The 13,463-nt window shown below is 61.2% G+C and carries 15 protein-coding genes; 10 read left to right on the forward strand and 5 right to left on the reverse strand.

What is annotated here, in order from left to right; all coding sequences use genetic code 11:
- The first annotated feature begins 138 nt into the window (after positions 1-138).
- The 9 genes from pxpB (at position 139) to JOE09_RS21005 (ending at position 7,096) form a co-directional block, all read left to right on the forward strand.
- Positions 139-810 carry a 5-oxoprolinase subunit PxpB gene (pxpB, locus tag JOE09_RS20965; RefSeq protein ID WP_205067167.1) on the forward strand — a complete coding sequence of 224 codons (672 nt, stop codon included), beginning with the start codon at positions 139-141 and terminating at the stop codon, positions 808-810.
- Complete coding sequence (locus JOE09_RS20970; protein ID WP_205067168.1) at positions 807-1,775, forward strand: 5-oxoprolinase subunit C family protein; 969 nt, start codon at positions 807-809, stop codon at positions 1,773-1,775. The genes pxpB and JOE09_RS20970 overlap by 4 nt, the downstream gene beginning before the upstream one ends.
- Positions 1,776-1,790: 15 nt before the next feature.
- Positions 1,791-2,345, forward strand: coding sequence for an acetyl-CoA carboxylase biotin carboxyl carrier protein (locus JOE09_RS20975; protein ID WP_205067169.1), 555 nt, complete (start codon positions 1,791-1,793; stop codon positions 2,343-2,345).
- Positions 2,342-3,115: a LamB/YcsF family protein gene (locus tag JOE09_RS20980; RefSeq protein ID WP_205067170.1), complete on the forward strand. Its 774-nt coding sequence runs from the start codon at positions 2,342-2,344 to the stop codon at positions 3,113-3,115. Before JOE09_RS20975 ends, JOE09_RS20980 begins: the two co-directional genes overlap by 4 nt.
- A 130-nt stretch (positions 3,116-3,245) precedes the next feature.
- Positions 3,246-3,998 (forward strand): SDR family oxidoreductase, encoded by a 753-nt coding sequence (locus JOE09_RS20985; protein ID WP_105591464.1) that lies wholly within the window; start codon positions 3,246-3,248, stop codon positions 3,996-3,998.
- A gap of 26 nt (positions 3,999-4,024) precedes the next feature.
- Positions 4,025-4,726 (forward strand): amino acid ABC transporter permease, encoded by a 702-nt coding sequence (locus tag JOE09_RS20990; protein ID WP_105591465.1) that lies wholly within the window; start codon positions 4,025-4,027, stop codon positions 4,724-4,726.
- Positions 4,727-4,731: 5 nt separating this feature from the next.
- Complete coding sequence (locus tag JOE09_RS20995) at positions 4,732-5,490, forward strand: amino acid ABC transporter permease (RefSeq protein ID WP_105591466.1); 759 nt, start codon at positions 4,732-4,734, stop codon at positions 5,488-5,490.
- A 3-nt stretch (positions 5,491-5,493) separates the two neighbouring features.
- A complete protein-coding gene (locus JOE09_RS21000) occupies positions 5,494-6,231 on the forward strand; it encodes an amino acid ABC transporter ATP-binding protein (protein ID WP_105591467.1) in 738 nt (245 codons plus the stop codon).
- Positions 6,232-6,253: 22 nt separating this feature from the next.
- The gene (locus tag JOE09_RS21005; RefSeq protein ID WP_172606544.1) at positions 6,254-7,096 is read left to right on the forward strand and encodes an ABC transporter substrate-binding protein; all 843 of its coding nucleotides are present in this window, start codon (positions 6,254-6,256) and stop codon (positions 7,094-7,096) included.
- Positions 7,097-7,211: 115 nt separating this feature from the next.
- Here JOE09_RS21005 and JOE09_RS21010 read toward each other — a convergent pair whose 3' ends face one another.
- The 4 genes from JOE09_RS21010 to JOE09_RS21025 are packed head-to-tail and all read right to left on the reverse strand — an operon-like array spanning position 7,212 to position 10,889.
- Entirely contained in the window at positions 7,212-8,621 is a 1,410-nt protein-coding gene (locus JOE09_RS21010; RefSeq protein WP_205067171.1) for an MmgE/PrpD family protein, read from the reverse strand.
- A gap of 5 nt (positions 8,622-8,626) precedes the next feature.
- On the reverse strand, positions 8,627-9,304 hold the full coding sequence (locus tag JOE09_RS21015) for an amino acid ABC transporter permease (protein ID WP_200561090.1): 678 nt from the start codon (positions 9,302-9,304) through the stop codon (positions 8,627-8,629).
- Positions 9,304-10,095, reverse strand: coding sequence for an amino acid ABC transporter ATP-binding protein (locus JOE09_RS21020; RefSeq protein ID WP_239553231.1), 792 nt, complete (start codon positions 10,093-10,095; stop codon positions 9,304-9,306). Before JOE09_RS21020 ends, JOE09_RS21015 begins: the two co-directional genes overlap by 1 nt.
- Complete coding sequence (locus tag JOE09_RS21025; protein WP_205067172.1) at positions 10,095-10,889, reverse strand: substrate-binding periplasmic protein; 795 nt, start codon at positions 10,887-10,889, stop codon at positions 10,095-10,097. The genes JOE09_RS21020 and JOE09_RS21025 overlap by 1 nt, the downstream gene beginning before the upstream one ends.
- Positions 10,890-10,982: 93 nt before the next feature.
- On the opposite strand from JOE09_RS21025, the gene JOE09_RS21030 reads away from it, so the two are divergent.
- Complete coding sequence (locus tag JOE09_RS21030; protein ID WP_205067173.1) at positions 10,983-11,861, forward strand: LysR family transcriptional regulator; 879 nt, start codon at positions 10,983-10,985, stop codon at positions 11,859-11,861.
- Positions 11,862-11,886: 25 nt separating this feature from the next.
- Here the strand turns inward: JOE09_RS21030 and JOE09_RS21035 are convergent, their stop codons facing one another.
- Positions 11,887-13,392 carry a carbohydrate porin gene (locus JOE09_RS21035; protein ID WP_205067174.1) on the reverse strand — a complete coding sequence of 502 codons (1,506 nt, stop codon included), beginning with the start codon at positions 13,390-13,392 and terminating at the stop codon, positions 11,887-11,889.
- Positions 13,393-13,463: the final 71 nt, after the last annotated feature.

The following is a 13,463-nucleotide window of genomic DNA, read 5'->3' on the forward strand; positions in this document are numbered from 1 at the left end:
TCACCACGCCGCCGTTTTTCAGTAATAAGTCTGCCTTATCCCCCTAAAGCGAAACCCTCTTACAGACCGCCTGAAACGGCGGGATACAGTGTGGCTATCGCATTTTTCCGTTAGCGGATATGAAGTTGAGGATGAGGAATGGACCCAGCACGTCAGTTACAGGCTCCGCAAATCAGCTGGCTCGGCACCCACGCGGTGCTGTTTGAAGCCCCCGGCGAGATCACCCTGGAAAACCAGCAGCGCATCTGGGCGCTGGCCGATTACGCCAGCGGGCTGGCCGCCATTCGCGGTGTGGTGCCGGGCATGAATAACCTGATGATGGTGTTTGGCCCGCAGATGAGCGGCGGTGAACAGCTGTTCGATCGTCTGCGCCAGCAGTGGCAGCGCGGCGAAAGCAAAACCTTCTCCGGCCGGGTGATTGAGCTGGATGTGACCTACGGCGGCGAGCCGGGGCCGCATATCTGCGACGTGGCCGAACACACCGGCATGACCATTCAGGAGATCGTGCAGCGCCACACCGAACCGCTCTACCCGGTGTATGCCCTCGGCAGCCATCCGGGCTACTGCTACCTCGGTAATATGGACCCGCAGCTGGCAACGCCGCGCCGCGCCAGCCCGGTACAGAGTATTCCCGGCGGTTCGGTCTCCATCGGCGGCGTACAGACCGGCGTTTCTGCCTCTCCCGGCCCCAGCGGCTGGAACACCATCGGCCGCACCGATTTCGTTTTCTTTGATGCCCACGCCACACCGCCGGTGCGGCTCCATCCCGGCGACAGCATTCGCTTCCGGGTAAGCAGGGTACTGGCATGATCGTTATTGAACGCACTACCGCGCTGTCCAGCGTGCAGGACGAAGGCCGCTTCGGCGCACTGCACTACGGTGTGGGAACCGCAGGCGTGATGGACCCGCTGGCGCTGCGGCTGGGTAACGCGCTGCTCGGCAACCAGCCGGACGATGCGGTCATTGAGATCCCGCTGTTCCCGTTCCGCCTGCGTTTCACCCGCGACTGCGCGTTTGCCATCAGCGGCGGCGACAGCCCGGCGATGCTCGGCGATCGGCGTATTCCGGCCTGGTGGGTGGCGCAGGCGAGAGAGGGCGAAGTGCTGACCCTGCACGCGTCGCGCTTCTCGGCGCGCAGCTATCTCCATCTGCCCGGCGGCGTTGACGTGCCGCAGGTACTGGGGTCGCGCAGCACCCAGCTCAGGGGTGAGTTTGGCGGCTTCCACGGTCGTGGATTACAGCAGGGCGACAGCCTGAGCGCCGCCCGCGATGCGTATCGGGGCGCGGTGGACTTCGGCATTGCCTCGCCGCGCCTGAGCCTGTGCGACAGCCCCGACGGCGTGCCGCAGATCCGCGTGCTACCCGCGGCGGAGTACGGCGCGTTTACCGCCGAGTCGGTGGCGCGTTTCTGGCAGCAGCAGTGGCGCGTTTCACCGCAGAGCAACCGCTACGGCTACCGGCTGGACGGCGAAGGGCTGGTGGCGAAAGCGCCGCTGGAGATGCGGTCGCACGGCATTATCCCCGGGGTGATTCAGGTGACCCACAGCGGCCAGCCGATTATTCAGATGCGCGACGCCCAGCCGAGCGGCGGCTACCCGAAGCTCGGCACGGTGATCGACGCCGATATGTGGCTGCTGGGCCAGGTGCCGGTGGGCAGCAACGTCCAGTTTGTTGAGGTGAACTGGACGCAGGCCGACGAGGCGGAACGTGACCAGCAGCGGTGGCTGGCGGGGATCTGCCAGCGTATTGACGACTACCGCCGCTGCCCGCTTTAACCGCAAGGAGAGAAGATGCCGACCATTCGTGAACTACAGGCCATTACCCGCCGTCTGCGGCGCAGTGGCATAGACAGTATTGAGATTAAAGGCGACGGCTACAGCGTGCGTATCCGCTGCGGCGCTGAAGAAGCATCGTGTCGCGGTGCGTATTCCGCCAACGGGGCGATCCCCGAGGGGCTGGCGGCCTGTCCCGCACCAGCCGGATACGCCGCATCCGTCGGCGATCCCGCTTCTCCCGCCCCGGCTGATGCCGCACTCGCATTCCATACAGCACCGTCAGCTGTGGCTGCTTATCCGGCATCTCCACCGCCCAATATCGTTGAGCTGGGCGCGCCGATGCCGGGGCGCATCTGGCTGCAGGACCCGCTGACCGGCAAGAACATTGCCGCCGACGGGCGCACGGTGAAAACCGGCGATCTGCTGGCGCTGGTTCAGGCTGGGCCGATCTGCCTGCCGCTGCGGGCCGGGGCCGACGGGCTGCTGGATGAGTATACGGTCGCGCAGGGCGATCGGGTGGAGTACGGCCAGCCGGTGGCCCGCATAGTTAAAACGGAGGCAGCGCAATGAGAAGCATCGATTTAAACGCCGACCTTGGCGAAGGCTTTGGCGACTGGCGCATCGGCGATGACGCCGGGTTGATGGCGCTGATCAGCTCCGCTAACGTTGCCTGCGGCTTTCACGCCGGGGACGCGTCGATTATGGCCAGCAGTGTGGCGCTGGCAAAACGCTATGGCGTGGATCTCGGGGCGCACGTCGGCTTCCCCGATTTAGCCGGATTTGGCCGACGGCGCATGCAGATCGACACGCAAACCCTGGCGCACTACGTCACCTATCAGCTCGGCGCGCTGGCCGCTTTTGCCCGCGTGGCGAACTACCCGCTGAGCCACATGAGCTTCCACGGTGCGCTGGGCAATATGGCTGCCGAGGACGAGTCGCTGGCGAGGCCGCTGCTGGCGGCGGTGAAGGCGTTTGACCCGAATCTGATTATCAGCACCACCGCCGCCAACGCGGTGGAGCGCTGCGCCCGCGAGCTGGGGCTGCGCGTGGCCTGCACGTTTCTGGCCGACCGCGCCTATCAGGCCAACGGTCTGCTGGTGCCGCGCGGCACGCCGGGCGCGGTGATCCACGACCCGCAGCAGGTCAGCCTGCGGGTGATCGATCTGCTGAAATCCGGCTGCGTCACGGCGATTGACGGCACGCGGCTGCCGATGGCGGTTTCCTCGATTTTAATGCACGGCGACACGCCAGGCGCGCTGGCGCTGATTGAACAACTGCGGGCTGATATTACGGCTCAGGGCGGAGAAATTCGCCCGATATCGAAACATTTCATTGAATAAACAGAGAGATAACTTAGATTATCTGGCTCTATAAGATCGGCTTATTGCCACAAAGACTTTACCTCTTACCCCTCGGCGCGGTGAGGGGATACAGTCAAAGACAGAGCAAAAATAACAACAGGAGAAGTCAATGCCATTTTCAGATTATAAAACCGCACTGGTGACCGGCGCTTCCGCCGGAATGGGTGAAGCCATCGTTGAGCGTCTGTGCCAGGAGGGTATCGTGGTTCACGCGGTGGCCCGCCGTCATAACGAACTGGAACAGCTGGCGGCGAGAACCGGCTGTATTCCTCACGCCATCGACGTTTCCGATGTGCAGGCACTGAATGACCTGTGCCGCGACCTGCAGATCGACATTCTGGTGAACAACGCCGGGGTGTCCCATCCGGGCTCGATTCTGCAATCGCAGGAGTCGCAGATTGAAACCCAGGTCGACGTTAACCTGCGTGCGGTACTGCACCTCTGCCGTCTGCTGGTGCCGGGTATGGTCGAGCGCGATCGCGGCCACGTGATTAACATCACCTCCATCGCCGCCATCTACAACTTCGGCGGCAACTCGATTTATCACGCCACCAAAGCGGGGGTGCACGCGCTCTCACGCCAGCTGCGCGTGGACTGCTATGGCAAACGTGTGCGTATCACCGAGATCTGTCCGGGCCGTGTCGCCACCGATATCTTCGGCAATGTGACCGGGGATAAAGAGGCTGCGCGCCGCGAGTTTATCGACGGCTTCGAGCTGCCGACGGCGAAAGATATCGCCGATACCGTGGCGTTCGCCATCTCTGCGCCAGTGGCGGTGAATATCGGCAACATCGAAATCACCCCGACGCTACAGGTACCGGGCGGTCTGTCCACCATGCGCCCCGGTGATGTTGCGCGTTAATCTGAGCTGAGTGAGGGCGATCGACGATGAACGGTTCACTTGATTTTAGCGTCATTCTGCACGGCCAGTACGGACAGATGATCGTCGATGGCGTCGCGTTAACGCTGAAGCTGGCGGTGGGTTCCTGGCTGCTGGCGATGATCCTGGCGATGGTGCTGGTGGTGATCCGGCTGACTCCGCTGAAGCCGCTGCAATGGCTGGTGGCGGCTTACGTCTCCTGGCATCGCAATGTGCCCACGCTGATCCAGCTGATGATTTGGTACTTCGCGGTGCCGACGCTGCTGCCGGAGTCCGCGCAGATCTGGCTGAACGACTACAACGCGGAGTTTCTGTTCTCGATGGTGGCGCTGGGGCTGTGCCAGGCCGCTTACTTCTCGGAGGATATTCGCAGCGGCCTGCGCGCCACGCCGGACGGCCAGCGCGAGGCGGCACGGGCGCTGGGCATGGGCTATGTCCAGTCGATGCGGCTGATTATCCTGCCGCAGGGCATCCGTAATGCGCTCCCTGCGTTGATTAACCACACGGTGCTGCTGTTTAAAAATACCAGCCTGGCAATGGTGATCGGCGTGGCGGATCTCACCTACGTCACCCGCGAGATCGAAAACTACACCTTCCGCACCTTTGAAGCTTATCTGGTTTCGACGCTCTGTTACCTGTTCTTCTCCCTGCTGTTGATGGCCGCCGGTGCGCTGCTGGCACAGCGTTTCCACCGCGTCTACGCGAGGTAAGCTGAATGAGTGAAATGCTGACGATTTTACAGCAGAACGGCATGCTGTTCCTGATGGGCCAGTATCCCAACGGCCCGCTTGGCGGGGTGCTCTGCACGCTGCTGGTGTCGCTGATGGCGATTGTGCTGGCGCTGCCGCTGGGCGTGCTGCTGGGCGTGGCGCGTATCTCGCCGTATCGCATTCTGCGCTGGCCTGCCACCGCCTGGGTCTATGTGCTGCGCGGCGTGCCGCTGCTGATGGTGATCTTCTGGACCTACTTCTGCGTGCCGCTGCTGCTGGGCCACACGCTGAGCGGCTTCGGCACCATGCTGGTCACGCTGGTGATCTATGAAAGCGCCTATATTGCCGAAATTGTCCGCGCCGGAATTCAGGCGCTGCCGCAGGGGCAGTACGAAGCCTCTCGTGCGCTGGGGATGAGCTACACCCGCACCTTCCGGCTGGTGATCCTGCCGCAGGCGCTCTACAACATGCTGCCGAGCCTGGTCAGCCAGCTGGTTTCGATTATTAAAGACAGCACCCTCGGCTACGTGATCAACGTACCGGAGCTGACCTTTGCCGCCAATCAGGTGAATAACCAGCTGCTGACCAAGCCGTTTCAGGTGTTCGCGATTGTGGCCATCAGCTACTACATCATCTGCTTCAGCCTGACGTGGCTGGCCGGTTATCTGGAGCGGCGCATTGCCGCTAAAAGACGCGGCCCCGCCGTCAGCACGGCACCACAGCGCGCCGCGCTGCTGGTCAACAAACCCGCTATCGAGGAGTAAGGCATGAATCCGATTATTCGCTTTAACCAGGTTAATAAATGGTACGGCGCCTATCACGCGCTCGCCGACCTCAATGCGGAAGTGAACAGCGGCGAGGTGGTGGTAGTCTGCGGACCGTCCGGCTCCGGCAAGTCCACGCTGATCCGCACCGTTAACCGGCTGGAGCCGATCCAGCAGGGGCAGATCGTCTTCGACGGTCTGGATATTCACGGGGCCAGCACCCAGCAAAACCGGCTGCGCGCGCGTATCGGCTTCGTCTTTCAGAGCTTTAATCTGTTTCCGCACCTGTCGGTGATCGACAACGTGATGCTCTCTCCGGTGAAGGTACTCGGCGAGCGGCGCAGCGAGGCGAAGCAGCATGCGCTGGCGCTGCTGGAGCGGGTGGGGCTGGCGCACAAGGCGAACGCCTGGCCCGCGCAGCTCTCGGGCGGTCAGCAGCAGCGCGTGGCGATTGCCCGGGCGCTGGCGATGAAGCCGCCGGTGATGCTGTTTGATGAACCGACTTCGGCGCTGGACCCGGAAATGGTTGGCGAGGTGCTCAACGTGATGCGCAGCCTGGCGAACGAGGGGATGACCATGATGTGTGTGACTCACGAAATGAACTTTGCCCGTGAGGTGGCGGATACCATCTGGTTTATGGATGAAGGAAAAATCCTGGAGAAAGCCGCGCCGGAAACCTTCTTTAACCGCCCACAGCATCCACGCGCGCAGCGTTTCCTCACCGACCTGCGTCAGCACTGAAATCGAAACGGAGCCTGAAACCATGAGAAAAATTACTACACCGCTGCTGTCACTCTGTCTGCCGTTAATGCTCAGTGCCGCACTGCCCGCCAGTGCCGATACCCTTGCCGATATCAGCAGCCGCGGCCAGCTGAACTGCGGCGTGTATGCCGACGTGCCGCCGTTCTCCTCGCCGGATGTCAAAACCCGCCAGCTGGCCGGGATGGATGTTGACCTGTGCAACGCGCTGGCGCAGCAGCTGGGGGTAAAAGTCAACCTGATGCCGGTATCGGTGGAAGCACGCATTGCGGTGCTGACCACCGGTCGGGTTGACGTGCTGATTGCCAACCTCGCCTACACCAAAAGCCGCGCCGCACAGATCCAGTTCAGCGATCCGTACTACATCGCTAAAGAAGTGCTGGTGGTGAAGGAAGCCAACGCGGCGAAAACCCGCGCCGATTTCAAAGGCAAACGCCTCAGCTCCACCAAAGGCTCCACCTCCGAGCAGTCGATCCGCCTGGCGCAGGCGAAGCCGGTCACTTTCCAGGATACCGCTTCGGCGTATCTGGCTTTGCAGCAGAATAAATCGGTGGGCTTTGTCACTAACGGCATGACCGCCACCCAGCTGGTTAACCGCGCCAAAGCCGACGGCGTTAATCTGGCGATCCTGAAAGAGCCGATGGCGCTGGAGCCGGTGGCGGTAGGGATGCAGAAGGGCGACGAGGCGCTGCTGGCTAAAGTGAACGACAGCCTGGCGAAGATGGAGCAGAGCGGAGAAATCGATACCATCTGGAACCGCTGGCTGGGGCCGGACACCGAATACAAAATGGTGCGTGAGGATAAGGTGCAGCCGCTCAGCCAGCTGAAGTTTGAGGCGCTGGAGTAAAGTTTGTATTTGCACTTCTGTTTGCCGCGCGGAGTAAAGTTTACATCTGTCCGGCGGCCTGAAGTTCTGGGACAACGCTCACCTTTTCCCTCAGTGCTAAGCAAAGGGTGACGTTTTATCTCTGCCCCCCGGCCAGCTGGCGGGCAGAATCTATACGGGTCGCGGACAGTGCCGCTACGTCGGTCAGCAGCGCAATCAGCGCGGTCGACGGCGGCAGATGACCGGCGATATTCCGCCGCGCCTTGGCGATAATCTCCGCTTCGTCCATCGGGCGATCGGCGCTGCCGAGCGGCGTATAGCGCTCCTGCTGTACGCTGGCTCCGCTACGATGATGCACGATAACCCGCGCCCCCGGCTGCCGTGCCGGGCCGCACATGCGCTCACTAAACGCGTCATCAATCTGCGCCGTCACCTTCGCCACTAGTGCCGACATCTGCGCCGATCCGCGCGTCTGCGGGCTGTACCACTCTGCGCCCGGTGGCAGGCGCAGCGCAACGGCGGCCAGCGTCCACGGCAGGCTGAACTGGGCGTCGGTGGCGTTGCGCGGCGCACGGTCCATCATATCGTCAACCAGCCGGGGGAAAGTCTGCACCTCGATGTGTTCAATCTCATCGGCCCGCCAGCCGGTCTGTGCCATCACGGCGTCCATACTTTCCAGCGCGCAGGCCAGCCAGCGGCAGGCCGGATAGCGCTTAAAGCTGCCGAATCCGGCATACCAGTGCTTGCCTAACTCCGTGGTAAGAACGTCAGGCCGGAAGCGATCCGAGCCGATCATCCGCCAGAACCCTTGCTCACCGTCCAGTACATCCCGGCTGCCGCTGATGCTGCAGTGGGCCATAATCGCCGCCTGCACGCCCGCCTGCGCCGCCGGGGCCACCGCGTCCTTCAGCGCCAGCAGCGGGCGCTGCTGCCAGTTGTACTTATGCAGGCTGGGCAGGGGGGTCAGCGCCGCCGCCAGTCCGACGGCATGATGCAGCCGCTCCGCGTCCAGTTCCAGCAGCAGTCCGGCGACCAGCGCCGCGCCAATCGACTGATGCTGCGCCACGCCGTACACCTGATTAAAGCGCGCCACCGACGGCTGGATCGCCTGAATCAGCCGGTTGTTAACCTCAAAGCCAACGGTCAGGGCGGTAATCAGCTCCGCCCCGGCGATCGGTGATTCGCGCAGATCCAGCGCCGTCAGCGCCGCCGCCACCAGCGTTGCGCCGGGGTGGCCCAGCCCTTTGCCGTCGATCTCCACGCCGTCGTCGTGATCCAGGCCGTTAATCAGACTGGCGTTAGCGAAGGCGGCGGCCAGCGGACTAAAGCCGTCGGCCTGGCCGAACACAAAGCTGCCGCCGCTGCCGGCGGAAAGTTTTGCGGCGGCGAGGATTGGCTGCATCACCGGGCTGTCGCAGGCCGCCCAGCCGCAGGCGAGGGCGTCAAGCAGATGCAGGCTGACTTTATGTTGGATGGATTCAGGGATGTCCTGAGCGCGAAGCGCGGTGGCAAAGGCCACCAGCTCGCCGGTTACGGAAGTTGTCATAGCGATTAACGTTTAAAATAGCGGGTACGGATCTTTCTCTCGGCGTAGCTCGCCAGCAGGGAAAGGGGAAGAATGGTCACCACGAAGAACAGGGCGACAAAGGTCAGCGTTTCCAGCGGGCGGAAGGTGGCGGTACTGAGCCTCTGCCCCTGATAGAGCAGTTCGCCGGTGGCGATATAGCTGGCCAGCACCGAGTTCTTAATCGACATCACGCACTGGCTGACAAATGCGGGCAGTATGCGTAAAAACGCCACCGGTCCGGTCACGCGCAGCAGCACCTTCAGCGGCGTCATGCCCACCGACAGCCCGGCTTCCACCAGCCCGTGATCGACCGACTGTAAACCTGAGCGAAAGATCTCGGCAAAAAACACGCTGCCATATAGTGCTATCGCCAGCACGCAGGTCCAGTAGGAGGAGAAGGTCAGGCCAAACAGGATCGGCAGGCAGTAGTAGGCCCAGACGATCAGCACCAGCGGCGGCACGGAGCGGACCACTTCAATCAGCCCCTGAGCGGGGAAGCGCACCAGACGGCTGGACGCACCGCGCAGCGGAGCGAGGATCATACCGCCGATAATGCTCAGCGTGACCGATGCCGCGACGATTTTGCCGGTCATCAGCATGCCGTCCAGCAGAATGGCGTGATATTGCAGCAGGACGGAGAAATCCCAGTGATAAACCGGCATCAGAGAATGTCCTCCGCAGACACCCCGGAAAGGGTCATAAAATTACGGATCTGCGTATGGCTATCGTCCGCCCAGATCTGCTGCGGCGTGGCTTCGTCGACCAGCCTGCCGCCGTCCAGCAGCAAGAGTCGGCTGCACACCTGTAGCGCGAAACGCATTTCGTGGGTCACCACAATCAGCGTGGTGCCGCTTTTAGCCAGTTCGGCAATCACCGCCAGTACTTCGCCGACGGTTTCCGGGTCCAGCGCGGAGGTCGGTTCATCAAACAGAATCACCTCCGGCTCCATCGCCAGCGCGCGGGCGATAGATACCCGCTGCTGCTGCCCGCCGGAAAGCTGCACCGGGAAGCTGTGGGCCTTATCGGCCAGCCCTATCCGTTCCAGCAGCTGCATGGCGCGGGCGCTGGCCTGCTGTTTCGGCTGCTTCAGTACCTGTACCGGGCCTTCAATGACGTTTTGCAGCACCGTGCGGTGCGGCCACAGATTGAAATGCTGAAACACCATTGCCATTCTGGCGCGCTGGCGGGCGAGAACCCGGCGGCTAACCGGCCTGCGCGACGTGCCCTGAAAGCCGATCTCCTCATCCGCCAGCCGGATATAGCCGCCGTCCGGCGTTTCCAGCATATTCAGGCAGCGCAGCAGCGTGGATTTCCCCGCGCCGCTGCGGCCAATCAGCCCGATTACCTCCGAGGGGCGAACCTCGAAGGAGACATCATCGATAATGGTATTTCCGGCGAAGGACTTTTTCAGCCCGTCGACTACCAGCAGCGGTGCAGAGACGTTATTACGCATTACTTCTGCGTCGCCGACAGGGTGTATTTCTTCCAGATGGCGTTCAGCGTGCCGTCTTTTTCCAGCTGTTCCAGACGGCTATCCAGCCAGGCCTTCAGCTCGGGGCGCTGCTGGCGCAGGCCGATATTGGTCGGCTGCTCTTTCACCGGCGTGGGGATAATCACCGTACCCTGATGCCGCTTGCTGACGTACTGCGCCATCTGGATATCGTTGTTGACCACCGCATCCGCGCGGCCGCTCTCCATCTGCAGCAGCATATTGTCGCTGTCCGGTACGATGATCCACTGCGCTTTCGGCGCCTGCGGCTGCAGCAGCGTTGCCGCCGCCGAGCCGTCAATCGCCGCCAGCTTCACGTCCGGGCTGTTGATGGTGTCCCACTTTTCGAACTTTTTGGTCTCTTTTTGCAGGGTCAGAATGCCCATCTGGTGTGAACCCATTGGACGGGTAAAGTCGGCGGCTTTGGCTCTTTCCGGCGTTTTATTAAAGCCGCCTAAAATATCGAAACGGTCCGACTGCAAACCGGCCACGGCGGTGCCCCATTGCGTATCGACGTACTCGATTTTAATATCGGTGCCCTTAGTCAGCGCCTGCACCACATCGGGAACCAGTCCGACCCACTGATTGGTCAGCAGATCCTTCTGATACCACGGCGGGGCGTTGACCGCGCCCACGCGCAGCGTGTGGGAAGGCAGAATGGTGTCAATGCTGACGGCATCCGCCGCCGAAGCCTGACCGAAAAAGAACCCTGGTATCAGCAAAAACGCCGACATCAAACGTGATGTAAAAAGTTTCATTTTATACTCCTGAGTGAATATAATTATGGATTCTATAACCCGTAGTGCATATATCCCAAATGCATAATACGCATATCGTTAGCAGGTTTATTCATGACGCCGAAGCAGATGGAAGTGTTCATCCACGTGGTCCAGTCGGGTTCGGTTACCGCCGCCGCACAGCAGTTAGCCATGTCCCAGCCCTCGGTCAGTAAAAGCCTGGCCCTGACCGAACAGCAGATGGGTTTCAGCCTTTTCGACCGCTATAACGGCAAGATGCAGCCGACCGCAGAGGCCGCCCAGCTGTATGAGGAAGCGCTGCGCGTGCATCAGGATCGGGTGCGGTTCGACCGCTTCGTGGAACATCTGCGCCGCTACCGCGTCGGGCAGCTGCGGGTGTGCGCCACCCCGGCGCTGGCGCTGAACCTGCTGCCGCAGGCGCTGGCCCGCTTTCGCGAGGCGTTCCCGGACTTCGGCGTGGTGGTCGATATGTGCGTCAATCATGAAATCGAACAGGCGGTTGAAGAGGGGCGCTACGATCTTGGCTTTGTGGTTAAACCGGGCCACGGCGCGCCGGACGATCCGCTGCGGGTGAGCGCAGGGGAAATGGTCTGCGTGCTGCCGGAAGGGCATCCGCTTGCGCAGCAGGTGGAAGTGAACTGGCAGGACATTGCCCCGCACGAGCTGATCTTTATCACTACCGATACCCGGCTGGTGGCGATGATTGCCGAGGTGGTGCCGGAGTTTCGCCAGCGGCAGGTGGCGGCGGTAGAAACCAACCGCTACAGCATGGCGATTAATCTGGTGAAGCACGGCGGCGGTGTGACCATCGTGGATCGCTTCTCGCTGCTGGAGATCGATACCCGGGGGCTGGCGGTGCGGCCTTTCCGCCCGTCGCTTGAGGTTTCGGTTATGGCGGCGGTCACGGCGCGGAGCCTGGGGTCGCGCCCGGCGGAGGAATTTATTGCCGCGATGAAGGGGCTGATGAACTGAACTCAGCCCCGTTAGCGGGTTAACCTCAGAACCAGGTTTCCAGCTGGGTGCCGAACATCAGCGAACCGCCGCTGTGATAGCCCGCGTTGCCGAAGGTATCGGTTGAAGAGTAGTTATCCAGATTTTTGTCCCAGTTCATCCAGGTGACGAAGAAACGGATCTCCGGCCGCTCGAAGAAGTCGGTGACGTTCTGCATTTTAAAGGTCGGCGCGAAGGTCAGCTTGTAGTAGCTGCCGGACACCGGCTTATTGCCGTTAAAGCCCTTCGGATCGATGTCCATATACTGATAGCTGGCCTCGTACTGTAGCGCAAAGTTCTGATTGATCTCCTGAATCAGCCGCGAGTTGAGCGTAACCCAGTCATAGTGGTCGGATTCGATGTAGCGGCTGTTGCTGCTCTGCGCCACCAGCAGCGGGGCAATGCTCAGCCTGTCGCTCAGCCGGGTCATGCCGTAGGTGGCGAACTTCACCGTCCAGGCATCGTCGATCAGATAGCCATCCGATCCCGGCCCGCGCACCTCGGCCCCCAGCCCCTTACCGTACAGCAGCACGGTTTTGGTCGAACCTTCGTTAAGGCCGTAGAAGCTGTCGCCGTGCCACGCCAGCATGGTGTTGAAGCCGTGCGAGGCGGCATTATCCTGCGCCAGACCGTCGTTGATCCGCTTGTCGTTCTCCTTCGAGTACAGGCCGTTCAGCATCCACTGCCAGCCGCCGACGCGGTTGTTCAGCGAGAAGGTGTAGTTCTGGATAAAGGTATTATCGGCCCCGGTCATGTTGTTGTATTCAACGTTTTCCATCGCGTCGATGTCGTTGAAGTTACGCCCGTAAACCGACAGGTTGGTTTTCACGTCGCCGAAGAAATTCACGTCGTAAATCCCCGCACCGGTGCCGATCAGGTTCATCATGTCCGAGTCCAGCCAGTGGATATCGAAGTTGTCCCGGTCCTCGCGCTTGCCCGCCCACAGCGTTGAGCCGCTGAATGCGCCGGTGAAGGTGGGCAGATCGCTCATCTCCACAAACGCCTGGCGCAGGTTCATCTGGCCGTTAAACGCGCTGTCGGTGTTATAGGTTTTGTCCCACTCGGCAATTTTCATGTAGTAGCGGAAGCTCGAATCGTTGGCGTAGTGGCGCTTGTAGTCGAAGTCGGCGGTGACGTAGGTGTCGGCTTCGTTACCCAGGCGGCCCACGCTGCCGCCGGTGCTGCCCGCGGGCGTCAGTGAAGGACCGACGGTGGTGGTGGTGCCCTGTTTGCCGCTCAGGATGCCGGTGCGGGCGTAGCCGCCGAATTTAATTTCGGTATCGTCACTAATAATATCACTCTTGCTATTTTTATTTTTTAATTCCGCATCGCTGGCTCGTTTCTCCGCGACGGCTATTTTATTTTCAGCCTGCGTTAATTTATTTTGTGAAAGTTTGAGCTCCGCCTCGACTTTTTCCAGTCGGGCGTTAATTTCCGCCAGGGTTAATTCAGCTGCGTGCGCAGGTAAAGTACAGGCCAGGGTACAGAAAGTAAGAAGTGCTATTTTCATCATTTATACCTGTGAGTCACCCTGCTCCGAATATCAGTATTCAGGGCATAGGGGTTGCCATTAATAAGGTTTAC

Source organism: Pantoea coffeiphila, assembly GCF_016909495.1.
GTDB lineage: Bacteria > Pseudomonadota > Gammaproteobacteria > Enterobacterales > Enterobacteriaceae > Erwinia > Erwinia coffeiphila.

What these genes read in the sequence shown, in the direction of transcription:
- JOE09_RS20975 (WP_205067169.1), top strand. Translation starts at nt 1,791, where the DNA reads ATGCCGACCATTCGTGAACTACAGGCCATTACCCGCCGTCTGCGGCGC.
- JOE09_RS21030 (WP_205067173.1), top strand. Translation starts at nt 10,983, where the DNA reads ATGACGCCGAAGCAGATGGAAGTGTTCATCCACGTGGTCCAGTCGGGT.
- JOE09_RS21020 (WP_239553231.1), bottom strand. Translation starts at nt 10,095, where the DNA reads ATGCGTAATAACGTCTCTGCACCGCTGCTGGTAGTCGACGGGCTGAAA.
- JOE09_RS21005 (WP_172606544.1), top strand. Translation starts at nt 6,254, where the DNA reads ATGAGAAAAATTACTACACCGCTGCTGTCACTCTGTCTGCCGTTAATG.
- JOE09_RS20980 (WP_205067170.1), top strand. Translation starts at nt 2,342, where the DNA reads ATGAGAAGCATCGATTTAAACGCCGACCTTGGCGAAGGCTTTGGCGAC.
- JOE09_RS20985 (WP_105591464.1), top strand. Translation starts at nt 3,246, where the DNA reads ATGCCATTTTCAGATTATAAAACCGCACTGGTGACCGGCGCTTCCGCC.
- JOE09_RS20970 (WP_205067168.1), top strand. Translation starts at nt 807, where the DNA reads ATGATCGTTATTGAACGCACTACCGCGCTGTCCAGCGTGCAGGACGAA.
- JOE09_RS20990 (WP_105591465.1), top strand. Translation starts at nt 4,025, where the DNA reads ATGAACGGTTCACTTGATTTTAGCGTCATTCTGCACGGCCAGTACGGA.
- JOE09_RS21000 (WP_105591467.1), top strand. Translation starts at nt 5,494, where the DNA reads ATGAATCCGATTATTCGCTTTAACCAGGTTAATAAATGGTACGGCGCC.
- JOE09_RS21015 (WP_200561090.1), bottom strand. Translation starts at nt 9,304, where the DNA reads ATGCCGGTTTATCACTGGGATTTCTCCGTCCTGCTGCAATATCACGCC.
- JOE09_RS20995 (WP_105591466.1), top strand. Translation starts at nt 4,732, where the DNA reads ATGAGTGAAATGCTGACGATTTTACAGCAGAACGGCATGCTGTTCCTG.
- JOE09_RS21025 (WP_205067172.1), bottom strand. Translation starts at nt 10,889, where the DNA reads ATGAAACTTTTTACATCACGTTTGATGTCGGCGTTTTTGCTGATACCA.
- JOE09_RS21035 (WP_205067174.1), bottom strand. Translation starts at nt 13,392, where the DNA reads ATGATGAAAATAGCACTTCTTACTTTCTGTACCCTGGCCTGTACTTTA.
- pxpB (WP_205067167.1), top strand. Translation starts at nt 139, where the DNA reads ATGGACCCAGCACGTCAGTTACAGGCTCCGCAAATCAGCTGGCTCGGC.
- JOE09_RS21010 (WP_205067171.1), bottom strand. Translation starts at nt 8,621, where the DNA reads ATGACAACTTCCGTAACCGGCGAGCTGGTGGCCTTTGCCACCGCGCTT.